This window comes from Nocardioides sp. Leaf307 (assembly GCF_001423135.1).
GTDB lineage: Bacteria > Actinomycetota > Actinomycetes > Propionibacteriales > Nocardioidaceae > Nocardioides > Nocardioides kribbensis.
The window spans coordinates 695,559-720,789 of record NZ_LMNY01000002.1; the positions used below are offsets into that span (position 1 = coordinate 695,559).

The following is a 25,231-nucleotide window of genomic DNA, read 5'->3' on the forward strand; positions in this document are numbered from 1 at the left end:
GGTTGCGCGGTCCCGCGGTGGCGCCGTCCGCGCCGACCGCGCAAACCTCCCCGCCACCGTCCCGCCCGCCCGCCCGCGCAATTGCGCCGGTTGCGCAGTCCCGCGGCGGTGCCGTCCGCGCCGACCGCGCAAACCTCCCCGGCACCGTCCCGCCCGCCCGCGCAATTGCGCCGGTTGCGCAGTCCCGCGGCGGTGCCGTCCGCGCCGACCGCGCAAACCTCCCCGGCACCGTCCCGCCCGCCCGCGCAATTGCGCCGGTTGCGCAGTCCCGGTGGCTGCGCGGACCCTCGGCCGCCCCGCCGGGGGCGGCCGAGCGGGGCTCAGGCTTCGTCGGCGAGCGGGGCGGTGGCGGAGCCGTCGCGACCCAGCCAGGTGCAGACGCAGGCGTGGTTGCCCTCGGCGTCGGCGAGCACCCAGAAGGCCGGGGCGTAGCCGTCGTTGACGAGGGTGCCGCCAGCCTCGACCGCGGCGCGCACGCGCTTCTCGGCCAGCTCCGGGGGCACGGTGACGTCGAGGTGGAAGCGCTGACCGGACGCCCCCGCGCGGTCGGCGGCCCCGCCGCCGGCCCCGTCGGCGCCACTGTCGGCGGCGTTGTCGGCGGCGTTGTCAGCGGAGCTGTCGGCGGCCCCGTCGGCGGAGCGCTGGAACCACAGCGCCGAGCGGCCGTCGCCGTCGAGCACCTCGTCGTCCTTCCCGGCGCTCGGGTCGAGACCGAGCACGGCGGCCCAGAAGGGCTTGATGCCCGACGGGTCGGGGGTGTCGAGGGCCCACTCGAGGGCCTGCACCTCGTGCGGCGCCGGCTCAGCGCCGACCTGGCCGGCCAGGTCGGTGATCGTGGCGGCCAGGCGCAGGTCGCGACGGGTGATGCCGCCGACGTCGTGGCTGGAGAGCACCACGTCGACGTGGGGGTAGCGCAGGTCGACGTCGGGGTGGTGGTCGACCGCGTCGGCCGCGTCGGCGATCGCGGCGACCAGGCGGGCGCCGGTGCTGAAGTCGCCGGTGCGGAAGCGCGCGTGGAGGCGCCCGAGCACGAAGCGCCACTCCTCGAGCAGGGCCTCGGCCACGTCGTGGCCGGTGAGCACCTGCTTGTCCGGGTCGGTCTGCTGGTCGTCGGTGGTGTCGGTCTGGCTCGTGTCGCTGCTCATGGGAGGACCTCCTGCCCGATCGGCCCGGGGTTCCAGGCGATCTCCCAACGGTAGCCGTCGGGGTCGGCGAAGTAGCCGGTGTAGCCGCCCCAGGCGCGCTCCTGCCCGGGGTGCACCGGGTCGGCGCCGGCGCCGCGGGCGGTGGCGAGCACGGCGTCGACCTCCTCGCGGGTGGCGACGTTGTGGGCCAGGGTGAGCGGCGCCAGACCGGGCCCGCCGGCGAGCGGACCGACCTCGGCCTCGAAGGCGTCGCGGTCCCACAGGGAGAGCACGAACCGGTCGGCGACCTTGACCATCAGCACCTCACCCTCGACGTCGAGCGCGGCCCGCCAGCCGAGGCCGTCGAGGTAGAACCGTCGGCTCGCGGCGAGGTCGCGCGCGGCCAGGGTCACGAAGCTGAGTCGCTGGTCCATCCGCCGACCCTGCCAGAGGGCGCCGCCCGAGGCCATGGCTTGCACGGCTCGGCCGGGGTCGAGCCGGGCGGCGTCCCGCACGAGGTGGTCACCGCCGACGGCGCCCGCCCGGACCGGGGCCGGGTCGGCTCAGGCCCGCACGCCCTTGCGCCACGACGAGAAGGACCGCACCGAGGCGCGCCGCGGACGCACCAGCCACGGCCACGGGTGCACCTCCGCCGGCTCCAGCGCCGCGGCCCGGCGCGCCCATCCGGGCACCGGCGCGTGGGTCGTCGCGAGCGAGCGACCGGCCAGCTCCTCGACCACGTCGCCCCGGCGTACGTCGAGACCGCGGCCCGCGCCGAGCTCGCCCAGGGTCTCGGCGAGGAAGACCAGCCGCTTGCCCGAGAGCCGCAGACCGCGCAGCAGCGGCTCGTCGAAGACGAACACCGCGGGCCGCTCGGGGTCGGCCGCCAGCGCGGGGTCGGTGTCGCCGAGGGACTCCGCGGTGAGCCAGACCTCCTCGGCCCCGCCGCCCTCGACCGACTCGGGGCCGGCCGGGATGTCGCCGGGACCGAGGTCGGGGGCGCCGGGCCCCTCGACCCGCGCGCCGGTGGAGGCCTCGGGCCAGTCCTGCACGGGGCAGGCGGCCTTCAGGGGGCACGAGCGGCACAGCTGCGGCGCGCGCTTCTCGACCTGCCAGCGGCTGAAGCCGTAGGGCTTGCCGCTGCCCGTGCCGGTGGTCCACTGCCAGCCCAGCCGGTTCGCGGCGCGCGAGCCGTCGAGCAGGTGGGCGAACATCGCGTCCTCGCCGTCGCGCCAGGCCGCACCCTCGCGCACGGCCCACTGGGAGGCCAGCCACATGCGGGTCTGGTTGACCAGCCACCCGTCGTCGTGGAGCTCGCCGACCACGGCGTCCATGCACGCCATCTCCCGCGGCCAGGGGTCGCGGCCGTCGGCGGGTCGGGGTCCGGCGGGCTGCTCGTGGCGCAGCGGACGGCCCAGGGCGGGCCCGACACGGGCGTAGAGGTGGCGGGCGTACTCCTGCCACAGCAGCTCGTCGCGGTACTTGCGGCGGTCGCGCTCGGAAGCGTCGCCGACCGCCGACCACACCGCGGGCAGCGGGGTGAGCCCGTGGCGGATGTAGGGCGACATGCGGCTCGCGCCGCGGCGCCCCACGGGCAGCACCGTGCTGCGGTTGCGGGCGTAGCCGGTGATGTCGAGGGCCGCGAGCGCGGCGTCGGCGGCGCCCTGCCCGCCGGTGAGCGCTCCGGCGCGCACCCCGTCGGGGCCCTCGAGGGTCAGGTCGCCCAGGTGGGCCGCGACCCACGCGACGACGTCGTCGCGGGTCGCGCCGTCGGCGAGGGACGGGGGCGGCGGGAGGCTGGGCACCACCTCAGCATCGCCCGCGCCACCGACACTCGGGTCACCCTCGTGGCTCCGGTCGGCCCGGGGCGGCTCGTGCGGGGCGGCTCGTGCGGGGCGGGTCGATGGTCGGGTCGGGTGGGGCGAGCGTCATGCGAGAGGTGGATGCGCATCCACTTGTCGCATGACGTCCCGCAGCGGGCGGCGGTGCGGGCGCGCGGGCGGCGGGTCGGCGGGGGGCGGCTCGGGCCCCGGCGGCGAGCGTCATGCGCACCGTGGATGCGCATCCACCCTCCGCATGACGTCCCACAGCGGGCGGCAGGCGGGCGGCGGGCCGGCGGGTGGCGGGCCGGCGGCTCGGGCCCCCAGCGGCGAACGTCATGCGCACCGTGGATGCGCATCCACCCTCCGCATGACATCCCGCAGCGGGCGGCAGGCGGGCGGCGGGCCGGCGGGCAGGCAGGCGGCGGGTCGGGCCCCGGCGGCGAACGTCATGCGCACCGTGGATGCGCATCCACCCTCCGCATGACGTCCCGCGGCGGGGGCGGGGGCGGGCGACGGCGTGGTCAGGCGAAGGTCTGGACGAGGGTGCGGTCGCCGGTGTCGACGTCGGCGAGGGCGCCGTTGACGAGCGGGAGGAAGGGCTGCACGTGGCCGATCTCCACGTCGAGGACGACCGGGAGGTCGAGCATCCCGAGGGCGTCCTTGACCGCCTCGGCCTGGGTCAGGTGCTCGGCGGCGGGGGCGGAGGTGCGCCCGACGAGGATGCCGGTGGCGTGGTCGAACCACCCGGCCAGGCGCAGGCCGTGCAGCGCGCGGGCGACGTCGTAGGCGCCGTGCTCGGCGGCCTCGACGTAGACGACCAGGCCGTCGTCGGCGTGGGCCTCGCCGAAGCCGCGCACGTCGGCGTACGCCGTGCCCGCCAGTGGGCTCAGCACCTCCAGGCAGCCACCGACCAGGCGTCCGGAGAAGGAGGCCTCTCCCCCGCCCAGCAGCGACCAGCCGCCCTCGTCGGGCAGCGTCATGCGGTCGACGCCGGGCTCGGCGACGTAGTCGTCCCAGCCGTCGGCGCGGTAGCGGCCCGGACTGGTCTGGGTGAGGGGGCCGGTGGCGGAGGCGACGTCGACCCAGTGCAGCAGGCCGTCGGGGGCGGCGTAGGGGGTGTCCATGAGGTTCCAGCCGTGCAGGGTGGCCCAGCCCAGCCGGGTGGTGAGCGGCAGCAGCACGGTGTCGAGGTCGCTCCACCCGACCACCCAGGTGGGCTCGGCGCGCTCGACGGCGGCCCAGTCGAGCTCCTCGAGCAGGTCGACGGCCAGCTCGCCGCCCCAGGGCGGCACGACGGCGCGGATCGCGGGGTCGGTGAGCATCGCGCCGAGCTCGGCCGCGCGCCTGGCGCGCGGGGCGGAGGTGACCGACGAGCCGTCGAGGCAGTCGCCGAGCACCACCTCGAAGCCGCGCTCGCGCAGCGAGGCCACGGCGGCGTCGAGGCGCGGGCGCAGCGGGCCCGCCACCCCCGAGGAGGGAGCGGTCACGCCGATCGTGTCGCCGGGCTGCAGGGGCGTGGGGTAGCGCATGGCCTCACCCTGCCACGCGGCCCGACGAGCGCCCTGCGGGCGGGGCGACGAGCGCCCTGCGGGCGGGGCGGGCGGCGCGTGCACCCGGACGTCATGCGCCACGAGGATGCGACTCCACCCTCCGCATGACGTCCCGCACCTCACCCGGCAGGCCGGCAGGCCGGCGGCGACCTCAGCCGAGCAGCCCCCCGAGCACGTCGCGCACCTGCTCGAGACCGGCGCGGACCTCGGCGTACGACGTCGACAGCGGCGACAGGCCGAGGCGCAGGCCGCCGGGGTCGCGGTAGTCGGGGATGACGTCGCGGCGCCACAGCTCGGTGGTGACCTCGCGCATCCGCTCGTGCACCAGGGTGACGTGGCCGCCGCGCAGGGCGGGGTCGCGCGGGGTGGCCACGCCCACGCCGAGCGGCGCGAGCAGGTCGTCGGCCAGGTCGAGGGCGTAGCCGGTCAGCCCCACCGACTTCTCGCGCACCGCGGCGATGCCGACCCGGTCGAGGAGCTCGAGCATGTCGCGCACAGGCTGCATGCCGACCACCGGCGGCGTGCCCGACAGCATCCGCCGGATGCCCTCGGCCGGGCGATAGGTCGGGCCCATGAGGAAGGGGTCGTGCGCACCGATCCAGCCCTGCAGCGGCTGCTCGATCTCGGCGAGCAGCCGCTCGGCGACGTAGACGAAGGCCGGCGACCCGGGGCCGCCGTTGAGGTACTTGTAGGTGCAGCCCACCGCGAGGTCGGCGTCCCAGCCGTCGAGCTCCACCGGCACCGAGCCCACCGAGTGGCTGAGGTCCCAGAGCACCAGCGCGCCCGCGTCGTGCGCGAGACGGGTCAGCGTCGCGCCGTCGGCGAGGTACGCCGAGCGGTAGGCCACGTGGCTGAGCACGACGAGCGCCGTACGCTCCCCCACGGCGTCGGCCAGCAGCTCCTCGCTCACCCCGAGCGCGGTGTCGACCTCGACCCAGCGCAGGGTCAGCCCGCACTCGCGGGCCACGCCCTCGGCGAGGTAGCGGTCGGTGGGGAAGTTGTCGCGGTCGACCACGATCTCGTCGCGGCCCGGACGCAGCGCCACCGCGGCGCGCATCGCCTTGTAGAGCAGCACGGTCGTGGAGTCGCCGATGGTGGTCTGGCCCGCGGCGGCGCCCAGGCAGGTGCGGGCGATGTCGTCGCCGACGCGCTGCGGCAGGTCGAACCAGTCCTCGTCCCAGCCGCGGATCAGCCGCCCGCCCCACTCGTGGTCGACGAAGCCGGCGAGGCGGGCGCCGGTGACGGCGAGGGGGCGGCCCAGGGAGTTGCCGTCGAGGTAGACCAGCGGGCTGCTCGCGCCGACGAAGCGGTCGCGGTGGGGGGCCAGCGGGTCGGCGGCGTCGCGGGGGGCGGGGTCGAGGTCGCTCACGGCGCATGTCTACACGCGCGCCCGCCCCGGGCCCGCCACCGGCCCGGCGCGCCCGGCTAGGTTCGGGGTCGTGGAGATCCGCGAGCTGACCCCCGACGACTGGGAGGGCGAGGCCGCCCTGGCCGAGGAGGCCTTCGGCGCCCCGCCGGCCGGCAGCCCGCCCCGCACGCGCCCGGCCGAGCCGCCGCCGGGTCGCCACGGCTGGGGCGCTCTCGACGGCGGCCGGCTCGTGGCCAAGGTGGTCGCGCTCGAGCAGGCGTCGTGGTGGGGCGGGGTCGAGCTCGCCACCTGCGGCATCGCGGGCGTGGCCGTCGCCGCGGAGCATCGCTCCGGCGGGCTGCTCGCCGCGGTGATGGCCCCGCTCCTCGCGCAGGCCGCCGCGCGCGGCGAGGTCCTCTCGACGCTCTACCCCACCGCCCCCGGCATCTACCGCTCGCTGGGCTGGGAGCTGGTCGCCGCCCTCGACCGGGTCACCCTGCCGACCGCCTTGCTGTCGCGCGTGCGCCCGCCCACCGGCGTCACCACGCGGCGCGCCGAGGTGGGCGACGTGCGCGCGGTGCAGGGGCTGTACGCCGCCTGGGCCGCGGCGCAGAACGGTCCGCTGACCCGCACCGGCCCGCGTTTCGACCGGCCCGACGCCGAGCTCCACGCCGACCGCGGCGCGACCACCCTGGCCGTCGACGCCGCGGGGCGGGTGGTCGGCTACGCGAGCTGGTCGCGCCACGGCGGCTACGGCCCCGACGGCGTGCTCGAGGTGCACGACCTCCTCGCCGTCAGCGCCGACGGCTACCGCGCGCTGTGGCAGGTGCTGGCCAGCTCCGCCTCCGTCGCCCCCACCCTCGCGCTGCGCACCTCCGGTGCCGACCCCGCACGGCTCCTCCTGCCCGGCGTCACCTGGTCACCCGACCCCGCCGCCCACCACCCCTACATGCTGCGGGTGCACGACGTCGCCGGCGCCCTCACCGCTCGACGTCTCGCCCTCCCCGCGGGTCCCGGCCCGCGGGGCGGGGCCGGGGGCGGGACCGGGGACGGGGCTGCCGGGTCAGGTGTCGCGATCGACCTCGCCGTGGCCGGCGACCGGCTCGGCGCCGACGGTCGCTACCGGCTCACGCTCGGCGACGGGCCGGGCCGCTGCGAGCGGCTGGCCACCGGTGGGGTCGCGGGCGGTGCGCCGGGCGGGGTCGACGTACCGACCCTCACGCCGCAGGGGCTGGCCCTCCTCTTCGCGGGCGTGCAGACCTGCGCCAACCTGCGCATGCTCGACCACCTCACCGGGCCCGACCACCACGACACCCTGCTCGACCTGCTGCTCGCGGGCCGCCCGCTGCACGTGCGCGACTACTTCTGAGCCGCCCGGTCGGTCCGGTGCGCAACGGCGCAATTGCGCCGGTTCAGCAACCCACGCGACCCACCCCGGCACCAGCCGCGCACACCCCTCACCCGACCGGCGGCGCCACCACGCAATTGCGCCGGTTCAGCAACCCACGCGACCCACCACCGGCACCAGCCGCGCACCCCCCCACCCCACCCCCCGCACCACCACGCAATTGCGCCGCTTCAGCAACCCACGCGACCGACGGCGACCGCGGGTCAGGGCCGGCGCCGCAGCGCCCGACCCACCGCCAGCCCGACGGCGACGCCGAGCAGGGTCTCCACGGCGCGGTCGAGCAGCAGCGTGCCGACGGGCACCGGGCTGGCCAGGTGCACCATCAGCAGCGCCAGCGGCGTGATGGCGACCAGCGCGAGGGCGTAGTTGCGCCCGACGAGCAGCTCTGCGCCCACCTGCAGCGCGACCACCACGAGCACGAGGCCCAGCCCCTCGAGGTCGAGGCCGAGCAGGGCCGCGGCGACCAGCAGACCGACGCCTGTGCCGAGGAGGCGGTGCAGCCCCCGCACGGCCTGGGCCCGCGGGTCGCGCGCGGCGAGCGGCACCACGGCCGAGACCATCGCCCAGTAGGGGTGGCCGATGCCGGTCGCGGTGGCCAGCGCACCGGCCAGCGCCACGCCGAGGGCGGCCCGCAGCGCGTGGCGTCGTACGTCGGTCGGCGCGACCCGGGCGGCCGCGACGGCCGTCGCACCTGCCGTCGCACCCGCCGCCGCTTGCGCACCCACCGCTGCACCGGGCCCACCGGCGGCGCCCGACCCGACAAGCCTGGCGCGCACCGCCGCGCCGAGGCCCCCCACGACCACGGCGAGCGCGGCCGAGGCCGCCGCCACGCCCAGAGCGACCGGCACGTCGCCCGCCGTGGAGGGCACCGAGGCGGTGGCGCCGAAGGCGAAGACGAGGAAGAGCGCCCCGGGCGGGTGCCAGGCGTGGCGGTCCGACAGCGTGGAGCCGAGCGCGGCGGCGCCGGCCGCCAGCGGCACGGCCAGCCAGGCGCGGTGCGGGGAGGTCGCCACGATCGTGCCGAGCCCGACGGCGAGCACCAGGAGCGTCGCGAGCGTGAGCTGCATGCGGCGTCGCTCGGCGCCGCCGCGGTCGCGGGCGTAGAGCGCGGCGAAGGCGCCGAAGGTGGCGTAGAGCGCCCACTCGAGACGACCCGCGGCCAGCAGCACGAGCAGCGGCACGAGGATCGAGACCCCCGCGCGGGCCGCGACGCGGTGCGCGCCGTCGTGGGGTCCGAGGGCGAGGAGCTGGTCGCGCAGCCGGCCACCGCCACCACCACCGGGCCGGCGCGGCGTCGTCGTGGGCGGGCGTGATGGCTCGGTCGTCACCTCAGGCACGTCCGGTCGAACCGTCGGGGCCGCGCCACCTTCCCGCGGGCTTCCACTGGGTGGAGGTCGGGGCGGTGGTGCCCGCGACGCCCGGTGACCCGCCCGGGGTCGGGCTGGAGGGCGCCCGAGCCCGTCGGGTGGCTCACGGCTGGCTCACTGGTAGCTCACGAACCTCACCGCGGGCCGGATCGCGTGCACCTCGCGCGGGCCCATCAGGTCGACGTCCTCGTCGTAGAAGAGCTTGAAGCCGCGACGGAACTGCTGCGGTCGCACGACCGCGCGGTAGGTCGCGAGCTTCTCGCGGGGCGCGCCGAAGCCGTCGACGTGCTGCACCGTCGCCAGCTCCCGGCGCGAGGTGACGGCCGCGAGGTCGCGCACCATGTCGGTGCGGAACTGGTGGAGCACGAAGAGCTTCTGCGGCAGCTCCCAGCGGCGCACCAGCCCGGCCAGCCAGGCCGAGGTGCGGTCGACCTCGCGGGCGCCGACGCTGCCGATGACCTGCCCGGGCACCTCGCGGCGCCCCATCCGCCACTCGGGGTCGAGGGCGAGCCCGACGTGGGGCTCGCGCAGCGCCCACTCCCAGCGGCGGGCGGTGTCGAGGAAGCCGGTGCGGCCCGGCTGCAGGTCGAGCAGCAGCAGCGCGTCGTGCCGGCGCGCCGCGGCGATCCAGCGCTCCACCTCGGCGCGCGGCACGTCGTGGGCGTAGTCGCCGTCGTCACCGGGCCCGGCGTCGGCGATGGTCACGATGAGCTCGTAGACCGGCTGCACGGGCGAGCCGGGGCGGGCGAAGGGCCGCGCCGCGGCGTCGAGGCGCTCGCGCACCTGCTCGGGCGCTCCTTCCCCGAGCACCCCGAGGGCGGGGGTCTGCGCCGTGCCGTAGTAGGCCACCAGGAAGTCGTCGGCGCCGAAGACGCGGCGCGTGCCGTTGGGCAGCAGCGTCGCGGCGTTGGCGGCCCGCACCTGCTCCGGCGTACGCCGGTCGCCGCGGCCGCCGCCCGGGCCCGGGCCCGCCCCCGGGGCCGCACCGGGGCGCCCGACGCCCTCCGCGACCGGGTCGTCACCCGCGAGCCACCGCGGCAGGTGGGTGACCAGGCCCGCGGCGAGCACCAGCGCGACCAGCCCGGCGAGGGCGCCGAGCAGCGCCCGGCGCTCGCTCGGCGCCCGTCGCGGGACGCTCACGCGGCTCAGCCGGTGACGGCGCCGTGCGCGGCGGAGGCGACGGTGCGGGCGTACTTGCCCAGCACGCCGCGGGTGTACTTCGGCTCGCGGGGCGCCCAGCCCTCCTTGCGCGACTCCCAGTCGTCGCCCTGCTCGACCTCGAGGCTGCGGTTGAGCACGTCGAGGGTGATCCGGTCGCCGTCGCGCACGAAGGCGATCGGGCCGCCGTCGACGGCCTCGGGGGCGACGTGGCCGACGCAGAGGCCGGTCGTGCCGCCGGAGAAGCGGCCGTCGGTGAGCAGCAGGACGTCCTTGCCCAGGCCGGCGCCCTTGATGGCGCCGGTGATGGCGAGCATCTCGCGCATGCCGGGGCCGCCCTTGGGGCCCTCGTAGCGGATGACGACCACGTCGCCGGCGGTGATCTGCCCGGCGGTGAGGGCGTCCATGGCGGCGCGCTCGCCGTCGAAGACGCGGGCGGTGCCGGTGAAGACCGACTCGTCGAAGCCGGCCGACTTCACGACGGCGCCCTCGGGGGCCAGCGAGCCCTTGAGGATGGTGAGCCCGCCGGTGGCGTGGATCGGGCGGTCGAGACGGCGGATGACGTCGTCGTCGAGGGCCGGCGGCGCAAGGGCCTCGAGGTTCTCGGCCATGGTGCGGCCGGTGACGGTGAGGCAGTCGCCGTGCATGAGGCCCGCGTCGAGCAGCGCCTTCATGACCACCGGGATGCCGCCGATCTTGTCGACGTCGTTCATGACGTAGCGGCCGAAGGGCTTGAGGTCGGCCAGGTGCGGGACCTTGTCGCCGATGCGGTTGAAGTCGTCGATGGTCAGCGGGACCTCGGCCTCGCGGGCGATGGCCAGCAGGTGCAGCACGGCGTTGGTGGAGCCGCCGAGGGCCATGACGACGGTGATGGCGTTCTCGAAGGCCTCCATGGTCATGATCTGGCGCGCCGTGATCCCGCGGCGCAGCATCTCGACCACGGCCTCGCCGGAGCGGTGGGCGAAGCCGTCACGGCGCCGGTCGACGGCCGGCGGGGCGGCCGAGCCGGGCAGCGACATGCCGAGGGCCTCGCCGACGGCGGCCATCGTGTTGGCGGTGTACATGCCGCCGCAGGCGCCCTCGCCGGGGCAGATGGCCCGCTCGATGCGGTCGACCTCCTCGCGGGTGATCTTGCCGGCCAGGCAGGCGCCGACGGCCTCGAAGGCGTCGATGATCGTGACGTCGTTGCCGTCGACCTGCCCGGGCATGATCGAGCCGGCGTAGAGGAAGACCGAGGCCAGGTCGAGGCGGGCCGCGGCCATCATCATGCCGGGCAGCGACTTGTCGCAGCCGGCCAGCAGCACCGAGCCGTCGAGGCGCTCGGCCATCATCACCGTCTCCACCGAGTCGGCGATGACCTCGCGGGAGACCAGCGAGAAGTGCATGCCCTCGTGGCCCATCGAGATGCCGTCGGAGACCGAGATCGTGCCGAACTCCAGCGGGTAGCCGCCGGCGGCGTGCACGCCGTTCTTGACCGCCTTGGCCAGCCGGTCGAGCGAGAGGTTGCAGGGGGTGATCTCGTTCCAGCTCGACGCCACGCCGATCTGGGGCTTCTCCCAGTCGTCGTCGCCCATGCCGACCGCGCGGAGCATGCCGCGCGAGGCCGCTCTCTCGAGGCCGTCGGTGACGTCGCGGGAGCGGGGCTTCAGGTCCGGCTGGTCGTCCATGCCGAGCAGCCTACGTCCGCCGCGGCGTTGCGCCCGTCACCGTCCCGACCTGCGTACGCCGGGCCTTCACACCCGCGACACACGCGCGGCCTACCCTGCTGCGGTGACGACTCCCGCGACCCCGCCCGAGCCCGCCGGCACGACCCCGGTCGACTGGTCGGCGCACGCCGCCGTGCTCTTCGACCTCGACGGCGTGATCACCCCGACCGCCGAGGTGCACATGCGCGCCTGGTCGGAGATGTTCAACGCCTTCCTGTCCGAGCACCGCTCCGAGGACGCCGCGGGCGACTGGTCGGCCTACACCGAGGCCGACTACTTCGCCCACGTCGACGGCAAGCCCCGCTACGACGGCGTGCGCGACTTCCTGGCCTCGCGCGGCATCACGCTGCCCGAGGGCGAGGCCACCGACTCCGGCGCCCCCGACCGGGCGCCCACCGTCAAGGGCCTGGGCAACCGGAAGAACGACGCCTTCAACGCCGTGCTCGCACGCGACGGCGTCACCGCCTTCCCGGGCTCGGTGGCACTGCTCGACCACCTGCGCGACCTCGGCACGCCGCTGGCGGTCGTGTCCTCCTCGGCCAACGCCCCCGCCGTGCTGGAGGCCGCCGGCCTGGCCGACCGCTTCGCGACCGTCGTGTCCGGCGCGGTGGCCGAGGAGCTCGGCCTGCCGGGCAAGCCGGCCCCCGACACCTTCGTGCACGCCGCCACCGTGCTGGGCGCCGACCCGGGCTCGGCCGTGGTGCTCGAGGACGCCGTGTCCGGCGTGCGCGCCGGCGCGGCCGGCGGGTTCGCGGTCGTGGTCGGCGTCGACCGCGGCGCCGGTGCCGAGGTGCTCACCGGCGCCGGGGCCACGCTGGTCGTCGCCGACCTCGCCGAGCTGGTCCCGTGAGCGCGCGCACCCCCGGGCAGGGTCAGGCCCAGGGCAGCCACGGCCGCCACGTCGCGGCCGACCCCGTCGACCGCAGCCGCTTCCCCGTCGACCCGTGGCGCCTGGTCGAGCGCGCCTACGACCCCGACGACCTCGGGGTCACCGAGACCCTCTTCACCGTCGCCAACGGCTACCTCGGCATGCGCGGCAACCCCGCCGAGGGCCGCGACGCCTACGCCCACGGCACCTTCGTCAACGGCTTCCACGAGACCTGGCCGATCCGCCACGCGGAGGCGGCGTTCGGCTTCGCCCGCACCGGCCAGACCATCGTCAACGTGCCCGACGCCAAGCTGATGAAGCTCTACGTCGACGACGAGCCGCTCACCATCGGCACCGCCGACCTCGAGCACTACGAGCGCAGCCTCGACTTCCGCGACGGCGTGCTGCGCCGCTCGCTGGTGTGGCGCACCCCCTCGGGCAAGCGGGTCAAGGTCGAGTCCTCCCGCATGGTCTCGATGACCCAGCGCCACCTCGCGGTGATGACCTTCGAGGTCACGATGCTCGAGGGCGACGCCCCGATCGTGATCTCCTCGCAGGTGCTCAACCGCCAGGACGGCAAGGACGAGTACCACGTCTCCTCGCAGTCGATGGGCGAGGGCGTCGACCCGCGCAAGGCCGCGTCGTTCGACGACCGGGTGCTGCTGCCGCGGCTCAGCTACGCGCGCCACGACCGGATGATGCTCGGCTACATGTGCGCCAACTCCAAGATGACCATCGCGGTCGGCGCCGACCACCGGCTGGAGTCGGAGGACGAGCCCGAGGTGATCCTGCGCGACGACGAGGACCTCACCAAGATGGTCTTCCGCGTCGAGGCCCGCGAGGGCCGCACCGTGCGCCTGGAGAAGACGGTGGCCTACCACACCTCGCGCGGCGTGCCCGTGCGCGAGCTGGCCGACCGCTGCGACCGCACCCTCGACCGCGCCGCGCTGCACGGCGTGGCCCACTACCACGCCGAGCAGCGCGCGTGGTTCGACCGGTTCTGGTCGGCCGCCGACGTCGAGGTGGAGGCCGCCGACGGCACCGACGTCGACGCGACCCTCGCCACCCAGCAGGCGATCCGCTTCAACCTCTTCTCCCTGGCCCAGGCCAGCGCGCGCGCCGACCAGCAGGGCGTGCCGGCCAAGGGGGTGACCGGCTCGGGCTACGAGGGGCACTACTTCTGGGACTCCGAGATCTACGTCGCGCCCTTCCTCACCTACACCCAGCCCCACCTGGCCCGGAACCTGCTGCACTTCCGCACCCGGATGCTGCCCGCCGCGCGCCACCGGGCCCGCGAGATGGCGCAGAGCGGCGCGCTCTTCCCCTGGCGCACCATCAACGGCGAGGAGGCCTCGGCCTACTACGCCGCCGGCACCGCCCAGGTCCACATCGACGCCGACGTCTCCTACGCCCTGACGCAGTACGTCGCGGCCACCGGCGACACCGGCTTCCTCGTGCGCGACGGCATCGACGTGCTCGTCGAGACCTCGCGGATGTACGTCGACCTCGGCTTCTGGCGCAGCAACGGCTCGCTGTCGTTCCACATCCACGGCGTGACCGGCCCCGACGAGTACACGACGGTCGTCAACAACAACCTCTTCACCAACGTCATGGCGCGCTACAACCTCGAGCAGGCCGTGGCCGCCGTCGAGCTGCTGCGCGCCGAGCACCCCGTCGAGCACGCACGCCTGGTGGGCCGGCTGCACCTCAGCGACGACGAGGTCGAGGAGTGGCGCCGCTGTGCGGCCGGCATGCACATCCCCTTCGACGAGGGCCTGGGCATCCACCCGCAGGACGACTTCTTCCTCGACCGGGAGGTCTGGGACCTCACGCGCACGCCCGACGAGCTGCGCCCGCTGCTGCTGCACTACCACCCGCTGGTCATCTACCGCTTCCAGGTGCTCAAGCAGGCCGACGTCGTGCTCGCGCTCTTCCTCCAGGGCGACCGCTTCACCGCGGCCGAGAAGCGCGCCGACTTCGAGTACTACGACCCGATCACCACCGGCGACTCCACGCTGTCGGCGGTCGTGCAGTCGGTGATGGCCGCCGAGGTGGGCTACCACGAGGTCGCGTTCCAGTACTTCCTGCAGTCGCTCTACGTCGACCTGTGCAACCTGCACGGCAACACCGTCGACGGCCTGCACATCGCCTCGACCGGCGGTGTGTGGAGCGCGCTGGTCTTCGGCTTCGGCGGCATGCGCGACCGCGGTCCGCGACTGTCCTTCGACCCGCGGCTGCCCGACGCCTGGGGCCGGCTGCGCTTCGCGGTCACCTGGCGCGGCACCCGGGTGCGCGTGGAGCTCACCGAGGCCGCGATCAGCTTCACCCTCGACGGCGACGACGCCCCCGACGTGGAGATCGCGGTCGCGGGCCGCGAGCACGTCGTGCGCGCCGGCGCCCCGCTCGTGGTCGCGCTCGACGGCCACGGCGACCGGCTCTCGGGTCACCTGGGCGACGAGCCGCAGCTCGGCGGGGTGCGCTCCGACGGCACCCGCATCACCGCCGGGGTGCCCGACCCGATCTCCTTCGAGGACCCGACGTACGCCGAGATCCTCGCCGAGGAGGAGGAGCTGCCCGCGATCGGGCCGCACGTCCCGCAGAGCTGACCGGGCGCACGTCACCCGGTCGGGCCTGCCGACTCGGTGCACACCCGTGCATGATGTGCACCGACCGATCCGCACGCACGCGGCCCCGCGCCCCCGGCGCGGCCACGAGAGGTGAGAAGTGAGCAAGCGACTCAAGCACGACCTGACCTACGACGCCCCCCTGGCCGAGGTGGCCGCGATGCTGGCCGACCGGTCCTTCCGCGAGGAGGTCTGCGACTACCAGCGGGTGCTCTCGCGCACCGTGACCGTCACCCCCAAGGGCGACCGGCCGGAGGACGGCATGGAGGTCGTCATCGACCAGGTGCAGCCGGCCAAGGGCATCCCCTCCTTCGCCACCAAGTTCGTCGGCGACGAGATCAACATCGTGCAGACCGAGTCGTGGAGCACGATCGACCGCGGCGCCGTGCTCGTGACCATCCCGGGCAAGCCCGGCGAGATGAAGGGCACCGCCACCCTGCGCGAGGCCGGCGGGGTCACCACCGAGACCGTCGACCTGGAGATCAAGGTCGGCATCCCGCTGGTCGGCGGCAAGATCGAGGGCCTGGTCAGCGACATGCTCCTCAAGGCGCTCAAGGCCGAGAACAAGGTCGGCCGGGAGTACCTCGCCCGCTGACCGAGGCCGCCCCGGGTCGCCCCGGTCGCTCAGTCGTGGCCGGGGTCGCGGCCGGGGGCACCTCGGGGTCCGTCGCCGGCGTCGGGTGCCTGGGCCGCCCGGGCGCCGTCGTCGGCGACCTCCTCGCCCGCGGCCTCCTCGGCGGCCCGGTCGGAGCGGCGCCGCAGCGCCACGACGACGCCGAGCACCAGGAAGGGCCCGAAGGCCAGCGCCACGGTGAGCGCCTGCTCCACCGGGTGCAGGGCGCCCAGGTGCAGCGCCACCAGCCACACGGTGGCGGTGTCGGCGGTCGGCGCGAGGGCTGCGGTGCTCATCACGCCCCATTCTCACCTCCCCGGGTGAGACCGGGATGAGGTGGGGCGTCCGGGGCGTTCGTGCTCGTGACCGACCGCACCCGACGTACAGGAGCTGACACCACCGTGGCCGACCTCTTCGACTCCCTCACCGTGAAGAACTGGGAGCTCCCCAACCGCCTCGTGATGGCGCCGCTCACCCGCAACCGCGCCGAGGGCACCGTGCCCGGTGACCTCAACGTGGAGTACTACGCGCAGCGCGCCTCCGCCGGGCTCATCATCACCGAGGGCAGCCAGCCCAGCGCCCACGGCCAGGGCTACCTCAACACCCCCGGCTTCCACACCGCCGAGCAGCTCGCCGGCTGGAAGCGCGTCGCCGAGGCCGTGCACGCCGGCGGCGGTCGCATCGTCGCCCAGCTCATGCACGCGGGCCGCGTCGCGCACCCCGACAACACCGGGGGCCAGGAGCTGATCGCGCCGAGCGCGATCGCCACCCCCGACGAGATGTTCACCGCCGGGGGCATGAAGCCCTCCCCCACCCCGCGCGCCATCGAGACCGACGAGATCGCCTCGGTCGTGCAGGAGTACGTCGACGCCGCCCGCGGCGCGATCGACGCGGGTCTCGACGGGGTCGAGGTCCACGCCGCCAACGGCTACCTCATCCACCAGTTCCTGGCTCCGGGCTCCAACCACCGCGAGGACGCCTACGGCGGCTCGCCGGAGAACCGTGCCCGCTTCGCCATCGAGGTCACCCGGGCCGTGGCCGCCGAGATCGGCGCCGACAAGGTCGGCATCCGCATCTCGCCGGCCCACAACATCCAGGGCTGCACCGAGACCGACCCCGCCGACGTCGAGGCCACCTACACCGCGCTCGTCCAGGCCATCGCCCCGCTGGGCCTGGCCTACCTGAGCTTCCTCGCCGACCCCGAGCTCGACCTGATCCAGGGTCTGCGCAAGGAGTTCGGCGGTGTGGTCATCGCCAACGACGGCTTCGGCACCGTCACCACCAAGGAGGACGCGCAGCGCATCCTCGACCAGGACCTCGCCGACGCCGTGGCCGTGGGCCGGCTCTTCATCGCCAACCCCGACCTGCCGCGCCGCTGGCAGACCGACGCCCCGCTGAACGAGCCGAACCCCGACACGTTCTACGGCGGCGGCGCCGAGGGCTACACCGACTACCCCGCCCTCGAGGCCTGAGCCTCCGACTCCCCCGCGGGTCGACCCAGGTCCCGCACCAGGGCCCGACGCAGCACGAGGCCCCACCGGTCGTCCGGTGGGGCCTCGTGGCGTCTGCGGGCGTGCGCGCCGGGGCTCAGCCCATGTAGGGGTAGCGGTAGTCGGTCGGCGGCACGAAGGTCTCCTTGATCGAGCGCGGCGAGGTCCAGCGCAGCAGGTTCACCGCGGCGCCGGCCTTGTCGTTGGTGCCGCTGGCGCGCCCGCCGCCGAAGGGCTGCTGGCCCACCACCGCGCCGGTGGGCTTGTCGTTGATGTAGAAGTTGCCGGCCGCGAAGCGCAGCTCCTTGCGAGCCCAGGCGATGGCCGCGCGGTCCTGGGAGATGATCGCGCCGGTGAGGGCGTAGGGGGCGAAGGACTCCATCTGGTGCACGACCGACTCGAAGTCGGCGTCGTCGTAGACGTGCACGACGAGGATGGGGCCGAAGTACTCGGTCGAGAACATCTCGTCGGTGGGGTCGGTCGACTCCACGACCGTGGGACGCACGAACCACCCGGTGGAGTCGTCGGTCTGGCCGCCGGCGATCACCGTGAGGTGCGGGGTCTCCTGGGCGCGGGCGATGGCGGCACGGTGCTTGGCGAAGGCCCGGTCGTCGATGACGGCGCCCATGAAGTGGGAGAAGTCGGTGGGGTCGCCGACGCTGATCGCCTCGACCTCGGCCACCAGGTCGTCCTTGATCCGGTCCCACACCGAGCGGGCGACGTAGGCGCGCGAGGCCGCCGAGCACTTCTGGCCCTGGAACTCGAAGGAGCCGCGGATCAGCGCGGTGCGCAGCACGTCGGGGTCGGCCGAGGGGTGGGCGACCACGAAGTCCTTGCCGCCGGTCTCGCCGACGATGCGGGGGTAGGAGCGGTAGCCCGCGATGTTCTCTCCCACCGTGCGCCACAGGTGCTGGAAGGTGGGGGTCGAGCCGGTGAAGTGGATGCCGGCGAGGTCGCGGTGGGCCAGGGCCACCTCGGAGACCTCCAGGCCGTCGCCGGGGAGCATGTTGATGACGCCCGGCGGCATGCCGGCCTCCTCGAGCAGCTCCATGGTCAGCGACGCCGCCAGCTGCTGGGTCGGCGAGGGCTTCCACAGCACGGTGTTGCCCATCAGCGCCGGCGCGGTCGGCAGGTTGCCGGCGATGGCGGTGAAGTTGAAGGGGGTGATCGCGTAGACGAAGCCCTCGAGGGGGCGGTGGTCGGTGCGGTTCCAGATGCCCGGGGAGTTGGCGATGGGCTGGTCGGTGAGGATCTGCTTGGCGTAGTGCACGTTGAAGCGCCAGAAGTCGATGAGCTCGCAGGCGCTGTCGATCTCGGCCTGGAAGGCGGTCTTCGACTGCCCCAGCACGGTGGCGGCGTTGATGCGCTGGCGCCACGGACCGGCGAGCAGGTCGGCGGCCTTGAGGATCACCGCGCAGCGCTCGTCGAAGGCCATCGCGCGCCAGGCGGGAGCGGCGTCCTGGGCGGCGGTGATCGCGGCCTCGGCGTCGGCGCGGGTGCTGTTGCGGGTCACGCCCAGCACGTGCTGGTGGTCGTGGGGCTGCACGACGCGGATCTCGGCCCCGCCGCCGGGGCGCGCCTCGCCGCCGATGTGGGCGGGCAGGTCGCGCTGCTCCGACTCCAGCCGCGCGATCTCGGCCTGGAGCGCCTCGCGCTCCGCCGATCCGGGCGCATAGGTGAGGTTGGGCTCGTTGACGGGTGCCGGCGGGAAGGTGAGGGCGTCCATGGGCGCGACTCTAACGAGGCCGTGCCCCGGGCTCCGAGTCCCGGCCCCCTCCCCCCGCGGGGGTCAGAGCAGGTGGGCGATCTCCTGGGTGGCGTACCACGCGAGGTCGTCGTCGTCCGGCGCGTCGTCGACCGGGTCGACGTGGGCCGAGGCGACGGTGCGCCAGGGCACGTCGGCGGCGACGTCGACCAGCGTCGGGTCGTCGCCGGCGACGGCCTCGACCGCGGGCACGTCGACGGCGAGCACCACGCGGCGCGGCCGGTCGGCGGGGGTGAGCAGCGTGCGCGACGTGGCGGCGGCGGCCATGAGGGCGGCGTACTCCCAGCCCTCCTCGTCGCCGTCGGGCCACTCCGCGCGCAGCGCCTCGGTCACCGCGTGGGCGCGCAGCGGGCCCTCGAGGCGGCCCGCGGCGACGAGGGCGGCGAGCGAGGAGGACGTGAGCGGCACGTAGGCGCGGACGGCGCCGGAGCGCGGGCTCACGACTCCTCCCCCGCGGGGCCGTCGGGCGGGCTGGTGGGCGGGCCCGCGGACGGTCTGGTGGGCGGGGTCGCGCCGCCGGTGGGGCGGCTGCTCGCGGGCCGGGTGACCCTGCGGGTCGACCGGGGGGCCGTCGTGCCGGCGCCGCCGCGACGGCGGCCCCGTGGCACCCGCGAGCGGGCGCCGGTCACGGTGTCGAGCAGCTCGTCGAGGGCCTCGGAGAGGCACTGGCCCAGGACCTCGGCGTCGGGGACCTTGTCGCGGTCGGCGGTGATGCCGTAGTAGACGCCGCCGTCGTAGGAGGTCACGCCGAAGGCGAGGGTCTGGCCCGGCGGGAGCGGCGGCACGGGGTAGGTCGCCTGCATGCGGGCGCCCGCGGCGTAGAGCGGCGACTGCGGGCCCGGCACGTTGGTGATCGTGATCTGCGCACCCCGGCGAGTCTCGGCCGCGGCGACGCGGCTGCCGATGGCGTGGAAGGTCGACGGGGCGAAGCCCGCGATCCCGGCCAGCCGGTTGGCGGCGACGCTGCGGCCGGTCTCCTGGTGGGAGAGGAAGGAGTAGCTCAGCTGGTGCAGCCGCACGACGGGGCTGGCCTCGCCCAGGGGCAGCTGCACCAGGTGGGGCGCGATCTGGCTGCCGAGGGAGGTCGCCTCGAGCTCGTGGTCGATGACCGAGACCGGCACGACGGCGCGCACCTGGCTCAGCGACCCGAGCGAGGCGCCCCGGGTCATCAGCCACGCCCGCAGGCCGCCGGCGACCGTGGCCAGGATGACGTCGTTGACCGTGCCGCCGTGCACGTCGCGGATGCGGCGGTAGTCGGCGAGCTGGGTGGTCACCGAGACCACGCGCCGCTGCTGGGAGAGCCGGCCGGCCAGCGGGGTCTCCGGGGCCTGGCCCCGCCCGGTCAGCCCGCCGACCACACGGCCGGCGCGCTCGGCCGCACCGGTGGCGGTGCGGGTCAGGGCGCCGGTGCTGCTGCGCAGGGTGTCGACCACCGTCGCGCGGTCGCGCAGGGAGTCACCGAGCGCCTCCGCCACCAGGCCCGGGGTGGAGCGGCGGGGCTCCGGCGCCCAGTCGTCGTGGCCCAGCGACTTCGGCTCCGCGGAGGAGTCGAGCAGCACCTGGGCCAGGTCGACCGTGCCGACGCCGTCGACCAGCGCCTGGTGGGACTTGTAGAGCAGGGCCACCCGACCACCGGAGAGGCCCTCCACGAAGTAGACCTCCCACAGCGGGCGGCTGCGGTCGAGCGGGCGCGACACGATGCGGGCGACCAGCTCGCGCAGCTGGTCGAGCGAGCCGGGGCGGGGCAGCGCGGAGCGGCGTACGTGGTAGCCCAGGTCGAAGCGCTCGTCGTCGACCCACACCGGGTTGGCCAGCCAGCCCGGCACGCTCTGCACGCGCTGGCGGTAGCGCGGGACGAAGGAGATCCGGTCGGCGATGAGCTCCACCAGCCGGTCGTAGTCGAAGCCCGAGTCGCCCGGCTCGAAGATCTCGACCGTCGCGTTGTGCCTCGGGGTGGTCAACGACTCCTCGGTCAGGAACGCGAGGTCCCGCGACCGCAGACGCTCACTCATCGGTGCCTCTCTGTGCTGACGGGGGTCCCTCCACCGGGACGGGGCGGGCGGGACCGGGGCCGACCCGGGCCCTCGGCGCCCCCGGCCGGGGGCGGGCTGAGGACCCGCTGAGACCGCGCTGAGGGGCTGCTGAACCCACCGGCCCGGCTCTCCCCGGAGTTGCTCGTCGTGCGATTCTGTCAGAGGCCCGTGCACCACCGGGCCGACGACCACGGCCGGCCCCCGGCCGACCTCCCCCCGGTCCGCCACGTCCCCGTCTGCGAAGGAACCCGCACCATGCGTCTGCTGGCCTCGTCCGCCGCCCTCACCTGCGTCCTGCTGCTCGCCAGCGGCTGCGGGGACGCCGAGACGGTCTCCGACGACACCCCCGGTGCGGCGACGTCGAGCGCGACGACCGGCGCCACCGAGGGCTCGGGCGCCTCGCCCTCCGGTTCTGCCTCGGAGGGCTCCGAGGAGCCGGCCGGCACCGTCGTCCCGATCACCATCGAGGGCGACACCGTCTCCCCCGAGGCCCAGCGCCTGCCCGTCTCCCTCGACGAGACCGTCACCCTCGAGATCACCGCCGACGCCCCGGGCGAGATCCACGTGCACTCCACCCCCGAGCAGGAGCTGGAGTACGACGAGGGCACCACCGACCTCGAGCTCACCTTCGAGCAGCCCGGCGTGGTCGAGGTCGAGTCCCACGACCTCGGGCTGACCATCCTGCAGCTCGAGGTCTCCTGACCGTGGCGGGCCTGACCGGCCTGCACGCCGGCCTCCAGGCGGCCCTCGCCGCCGGGGTCACCGACGACCGGGTCACCCAGGCGCACGGCATCGGCGGCGCCAAGGACCTGCCCATCTCCCCGGAGCTGGCCATCGCCGGCGCCGTGGCGGCGCTGACGGTCTCCTTCACCGTGCTCGCGGTGGCGTGGCGCAGCCCGCGCTACGACGCCGCCACCAGCGGCCGGCCGCTGCCGCTGCTCACGCGCGTGGTCGACTCCGTGCCGTGGCGCGTGGCCCTGCGCGTCGCAGGTCTCGCGGTCTTCGGCTGGGGGGCGCTCGCCGCGGTCTTCGGCCGCGACCTGCTGCTCAACCCCTTCTTCGGCATGTTCTACGTGTGGCTGTGGGTGGGGATCGTGCCCGCCTCGGTGCTCCTGGGCCCGGTCTTCAAGGCCATCAGCCCGGCCCGCACGATCAACCTGGCGCTGGCGAAGATCTCCGGCGGCGACCCCGAGGTCGGCCTGCTGCGCTACCCCGAGCGGCTCGGCTACTGGCCGGCGGCGATCGGTCTCTTCGCCTTCGTGTGGCTGGAGCTGGTCTACCCCTACTCCACCGAGCTGGGGCCGGTGCGGCTGTGGGCGGCGGTCTACGTCGCGGCCATGCTCGTCGGCGGGGCGGTCTTCGGCAACGTCTGGTACGAGCGCGCCGACCCCTTCGAGGTCTACTCCAGCCTCGTCGCCAAGCTCTCGGTGTGGGGCCGGCGCGACGGGGTGGTGCTGCTGCGCAGCCCGCTGGCCAACCTCGACTCCCTCGTGCCGCGTCCGGGGCTGGTGGCCGTGGTGGCGGTGCTCTTCGGGTCCACCGCCTTCGACTCCTTCCGCGACTCCCTGCGCTGGGTCTCGTTCCTGCAGAACACCGCGTGGATCGACTCCCGCTCCTGGGCGCCCGACGTGGCCAACAACATCGGCCTGGTCGTCTTCTGCGCCGGGGTCGGGGGGCTCTTCGCCCTCGGCACGATGACCACCGGCGTCGAGGAGGGCCGGTCGCGGCGGGCGCTGCCGATGCTGTTCGCCCACTCGGTGGTCCCGATCATCGTCGGCTACATCATCGCCCACTACCTGTCCTACTGGGTGGAGTACGGCCAGCAGACCCTCATCCAGGCCAGCGACCCGTTGAGCAACGGCTCCGACCTGCTCGGCACCGGCAGCTGGACGCCGAACTACTGGCTCTCCAACCACCCCACGCTGCTGGCCAACACGAAGGTCGCCGCGGTCGTGCTGGGCCACGTGCTGGGCGTGGTCGCCGCCCACGACCGGGCCATCAAGCTGCTGCCGCGACGCCACCAGCTCACCGGGCAGCTGCCGCTGCTCTTCGTCATGGTCGCCTTCACCGCCGGCGGCCTCTACCTCCTCTTCGCGGCGTGAGCCGCGACGTGGAGCGCCCCGACCGGTTCTTCGACCGGCTCGCCGAGGGCCGCTTCCTGCCCACCGACCTCACCGGCGGCGCGTGGTCGACCGCGGAGCAGCACATCAGCCCCTTCGTGGGCCTGCTGGTGCACGAGGTCGAGCGCGACGCCGCCGCCCGGGCCGCCGGCCCCACCGGTGCTGCCGGCGGCGCGCGGGCGATGACGGTGAGCCGGGTGTCGGTCGACATCCTCGGGGTCATCGGGCCCGAGGAGGTGCAGGTCGACGTCGAGGTGCTGCGCCCGGGCCGCACCATCGAGCTGGTCGAGGCCACCCTGCGCAGCGCCGGCCGGGCGGCGGCCCGTGCCCGGGTGTGGCGGCTGGCCACCGGCGACACCTCGGTGGTCGCCGGTGGGGCCGGGGAGCCGCTCCCACCGCCCCACGACCTGCCGACGCGAGCCATGACCGACGTCTGGCCGGGCGGCTACATCGCCGGCCTCGACGTGCGCGCCGCCGGGGAGGTCGAGCCCGGCCGGGGCCGGTCGTGGATCTCCACCACGGCCGCGCTCGTGGCCGGTGAGCCCGCGAGCGCCCTGGCGCGGCTGCTCGGCCTCGTCGACACCGCCAACGGGCTGGCGGTGCGCACCTCGCCGCAGGAGTGGGCCTTCCCCAACCTCGACCTCACCGTGCACCTCGTGCGCGAGCCGCGGGTGGCCGACGGCGACCCGGTGTGGCTGGGCCTCGACACCACGGTGGTCTTCGGCCCCGACGGCGTCGGGCTGACCAGCAGCGTGCTGCACGACCTCCACGGACCCGTGGGCCGCGCGGCGCAGGTGCTCACCCTCCGCCCGCGCTGAGGGTGCTGCGGGCGCTGAAGTCGCTGCGGAGCGCCGCGGCGGCGGACCCACCGGTCGCCGGGTCGCGCCCGCGGCTCACCGGGTGCGTCGGCGCGCCCGCGCGCCCCGGCCCGGGCGGGGTGAGGCGTGCTCGCGCGCCACGTCGGGGACGAGGGCGTCGGCGAGCGGCGCCAGGGCGCGCACGAGCGGGGTGTCCCCCGACTCGGTGAGCGTGCGACCCGCGACGAGGGCGCGGTCGACCCCGGCCCGGTCGTCGGGCAGGAAGTGCAGGCCCTCCACCCGGCCGAAGCCGGCCACCATCGCCGCGACGTCCTTCTCGCTCCAGCCGAGGGTCGACCGCATCCGGTTGACCACGACGTGGACGGGACGCCCCCCGGTGTGCTCGTGGAGCTCGGCCAGGCCGCGGGCCAGCCGCGAGAGGCCCACGGGGTCGGGCGTGCCCACCACCACAAGGGTGTCGGCCACGTCGACGGCGGCCAGGGTGAGGTGGTTGCGCCCCGGTCGCCCCGACAGCTCCGCACCGAGGTCACCCTCGAGGCTCGACCCGGTGTCGACCACCACCTGCGCCTGCTCCCTGCCGACCTCCAGCAGGTGCTCCAGGGCGCCGGCCCTCACCTCGGCCCAGCGGTCGGCACGCGGCAGGCCCGTCACCACCGAGAGGTGCGGCCCCAGGGAGCGCTGCACACTGGCGAACCGCTCCTCGACCATGCCCGCCGAGGCCAGACGCGCCGCGGCGAGCAGGCCCGAGACCTCGTCGAGGATGCCCAGCTGCTGGGCCACCGCCCCTCCCTGGGGGTCGGCGTCGACCAGCACCGTGCGCGCGCCGCGCCCGGCCAGGACCGCCGCGAGACCGGCGGCGATCGTCGTACGACCCGGGGCGCCGGCGGGGCCCCACACCGTGACCACGCGGCCGGGCGCCGACGGGGACGCGGGGGCCGCGGCGGGCCGGTCGCGCGCTGAGTCGGGCTCCGGCGGAGCGGGACGCGGCGCGGTGGGGGCCGCGGGGACCGGGTCGCCGCCGCCGGCCGGGCGTGTGGGCGGCGGCGGCTCCTCCGGCGCGGTGACCGCCTCGGGCAGGGAGTCGAGGCGCGTCTCCGGCACGATCGAGGAGATCGCGATGCGCGAGGCCCGCAGCCGGGCCGCCTCCGGGGAGAGCGCGGAGGGCACGACGGCGACCGGCCGCACGCCGTGGCGGCGCAGGTGGTCGACGGCGGCCAGGTCGAGGCCCGGGGAGTCCAGGCCGAGCACGGCGACGTCGGCCTGACCGGCGGCGGCCGAGGCGAGCAGGTCGTCGACGTCGACGCAGCGCTTGAGCACGACCACGCCGGGGCGGGCGTTGAGGTGCTGCAGCGCCGGGGACTCCCACGCCGCCCCGGAGGCGACGACCAGGACGACGGCGGTGCGGTCAGGCACGGG

At 75.4% G+C, this 25,231-nt stretch carries 21 protein-coding genes; 8 read left to right on the top strand and 13 right to left on the bottom strand.

Going from position 1 to position 25,231, the window contains the following annotated elements; genetic code table 11:
• Positions 1–320: 320 nt before the first annotated feature.
• The 5 genes from ASF50_RS12500 to ASF50_RS12520 form a co-directional block, all read right to left on the bottom strand.
• Entirely contained in the window at positions 321–1,145 is an 825-nt protein-coding gene (locus ASF50_RS12500; RefSeq protein ID WP_056904649.1) for a 4a-hydroxytetrahydrobiopterin dehydratase, read from the bottom strand.
• Positions 1,142–1,558 carry a VOC family protein gene (locus ASF50_RS12505; protein ID WP_056905004.1) on the bottom strand — a complete coding sequence of 139 codons (417 nt, stop codon included), beginning with the start codon at positions 1,556–1,558 and terminating at the stop codon, positions 1,142–1,144. The genes ASF50_RS12500 and ASF50_RS12505 overlap by 4 nt, the downstream gene beginning before the upstream one ends.
• A 129-nt stretch (positions 1,559–1,687) precedes the next feature.
• Positions 1,688–2,929: an FAD-binding domain-containing protein gene (locus ASF50_RS12510; protein ID WP_056905005.1), complete on the bottom strand. Its 1,242-nt coding sequence runs from the start codon at positions 2,927–2,929 to the stop codon at positions 1,688–1,690.
• Between the two features lie 539 nt (positions 2,930–3,468).
• Positions 3,469–4,476 carry a S66 peptidase family protein gene (locus tag ASF50_RS12515; RefSeq protein WP_056904650.1) on the bottom strand — a complete coding sequence of 336 codons (1,008 nt, stop codon included), beginning with the start codon at positions 4,474–4,476 and terminating at the stop codon, positions 3,469–3,471.
• Positions 4,477–4,648: 172 nt separating this feature from the next.
• Positions 4,649–5,866, bottom strand: a complete 1,218-nt coding sequence (locus ASF50_RS12520; RefSeq protein WP_056904651.1) for a kynureninase — start codon at positions 5,864–5,866, stop codon at positions 4,649–4,651.
• Positions 5,867–5,936: 70 nt separating this feature from the next.
• On the opposite strand from ASF50_RS12520, the gene eis reads away from it, so the two are divergent.
• Positions 5,937–7,214, top strand: coding sequence for an enhanced intracellular survival protein Eis (gene eis, locus ASF50_RS12525; RefSeq protein ID WP_056904652.1), 1,278 nt, complete (start codon positions 5,937–5,939; stop codon positions 7,212–7,214).
• Positions 7,215–7,456: 242 nt separating this feature from the next.
• On the opposite strand, the gene ASF50_RS12530 is transcribed toward eis, so the two are convergent.
• The 3 genes from ASF50_RS12530 to ilvD all read right to left on the bottom strand — a co-directional run bounded on the left by ASF50_RS12530 (position 7,457) and on the right by ilvD (position 11,445).
• Positions 7,457–8,590: an FUSC family protein gene (locus ASF50_RS12530; RefSeq protein WP_235557661.1), complete on the bottom strand. Its 1,134-nt coding sequence runs from the start codon at positions 8,588–8,590 to the stop codon at positions 7,457–7,459.
• A 144-nt stretch (positions 8,591–8,734) separates the two neighbouring features.
• Positions 8,735–9,760 carry a hypothetical protein gene (locus ASF50_RS12535; RefSeq protein ID WP_056904653.1) on the bottom strand — a complete coding sequence of 342 codons (1,026 nt, stop codon included), beginning with the start codon at positions 9,758–9,760 and terminating at the stop codon, positions 8,735–8,737.
• Between the two features lie 5 nt (positions 9,761–9,765).
• Entirely contained in the window at positions 9,766–11,445 is a 1,680-nt protein-coding gene (gene ilvD, locus ASF50_RS12540; protein WP_056862300.1) for a dihydroxy-acid dehydratase, read from the bottom strand.
• Between the two features lie 103 nt (positions 11,446–11,548).
• Here ilvD and ASF50_RS12545 point away from each other — a divergent pair, with 103 nt between their 5' ends.
• From ASF50_RS12545 to ASF50_RS12555, 3 genes are all read left to right on the top strand, one after another.
• Entirely contained in the window at positions 11,549–12,334 is a 786-nt protein-coding gene (locus tag ASF50_RS12545) for an HAD family hydrolase (RefSeq protein ID WP_228943275.1), read from the top strand.
• Positions 12,335–12,435: 101 nt separating this feature from the next.
• Positions 12,436–14,958 (top strand): glycoside hydrolase family 65 protein, encoded by a 2,523-nt coding sequence (locus ASF50_RS12550; RefSeq protein ID WP_235557687.1) that lies wholly within the window; start codon positions 12,436–12,438, stop codon positions 14,956–14,958.
• A gap of 118 nt (positions 14,959–15,076) precedes the next feature.
• Positions 15,077–15,571: a DUF2505 domain-containing protein gene (locus ASF50_RS12555; RefSeq protein WP_056862298.1), complete on the top strand. Its 495-nt coding sequence runs from the start codon at positions 15,077–15,079 to the stop codon at positions 15,569–15,571.
• Between the two features lie 29 nt (positions 15,572–15,600).
• Here ASF50_RS12555 and ASF50_RS12560 read toward each other — a convergent pair whose 3' ends face one another.
• Positions 15,601–15,885 (bottom strand): hypothetical protein, encoded by a 285-nt coding sequence (locus tag ASF50_RS12560; protein ID WP_056904654.1) that lies wholly within the window; start codon positions 15,883–15,885, stop codon positions 15,601–15,603.
• Between the two features lie 66 nt (positions 15,886–15,951).
• On the opposite strand from ASF50_RS12560, the gene ASF50_RS12565 reads away from it, so the two are divergent.
• The gene (locus ASF50_RS12565) at positions 15,952–17,061 is read left to right on the top strand and encodes an alkene reductase (protein ID WP_268778357.1); all 1,110 of its coding nucleotides are present in this window, start codon (positions 15,952–15,954) and stop codon (positions 17,059–17,061) included.
• Positions 17,062–17,176: 115 nt separating this feature from the next.
• Here the strand turns inward: ASF50_RS12565 and pruA are convergent, their stop codons facing one another.
• From pruA to ASF50_RS12580, 3 genes are all read right to left on the bottom strand, one after another.
• Positions 17,177–18,805 (bottom strand): L-glutamate gamma-semialdehyde dehydrogenase, encoded by a 1,629-nt coding sequence (pruA, locus tag ASF50_RS12570; RefSeq protein WP_056904655.1) that lies wholly within the window; start codon positions 18,803–18,805, stop codon positions 17,177–17,179.
• Positions 18,806–18,868: 63 nt separating this feature from the next.
• On the bottom strand, positions 18,869–19,285 hold the full coding sequence (locus tag ASF50_RS12575; RefSeq protein ID WP_056904656.1) for a DUF6912 family protein: 417 nt from the start codon (positions 19,283–19,285) through the stop codon (positions 18,869–18,871).
• Positions 19,282–20,856, bottom strand: coding sequence for a WS/DGAT/MGAT family O-acyltransferase (locus tag ASF50_RS12580; RefSeq protein WP_082503150.1), 1,575 nt, complete (start codon positions 20,854–20,856; stop codon positions 19,282–19,284). Before ASF50_RS12580 ends, ASF50_RS12575 begins: the two co-directional genes overlap by 4 nt.
• 276 nt (positions 20,857–21,132) lie before the next feature.
• On the opposite strand from ASF50_RS12580, the gene ASF50_RS12585 reads away from it, so the two are divergent.
• From ASF50_RS12585 to ASF50_RS12595, 3 genes are read left to right on the top strand one after another with little or no spacing between them, the layout of a single operon-like run.
• The gene (locus tag ASF50_RS12585) at positions 21,133–21,579 is read left to right on the top strand and encodes a hypothetical protein (RefSeq protein ID WP_056862294.1); all 447 of its coding nucleotides are present in this window, start codon (positions 21,133–21,135) and stop codon (positions 21,577–21,579) included.
• A gap of 2 nt (positions 21,580–21,581) precedes the next feature.
• Entirely contained in the window at positions 21,582–22,979 is a 1,398-nt protein-coding gene (locus ASF50_RS12590; protein ID WP_228943282.1) for a hypothetical protein, read from the top strand.
• Positions 22,976–23,815 (top strand): thioesterase family protein, encoded by an 840-nt coding sequence (locus ASF50_RS12595; RefSeq protein ID WP_056862293.1) that lies wholly within the window; start codon positions 22,976–22,978, stop codon positions 23,813–23,815. The genes ASF50_RS12590 and ASF50_RS12595 overlap by 4 nt, the downstream gene beginning before the upstream one ends.
• A gap of 75 nt (positions 23,816–23,890) precedes the next feature.
• Here ASF50_RS12595 and ASF50_RS12600 read toward each other — a convergent pair whose 3' ends face one another.
• A complete protein-coding gene (locus ASF50_RS12600; protein ID WP_056904658.1) occupies positions 23,891–25,228 on the bottom strand; it encodes an AAA family ATPase in 1,338 nt (445 codons plus the stop codon).
• Positions 25,229–25,231 lie beyond the last annotated feature (3 nt).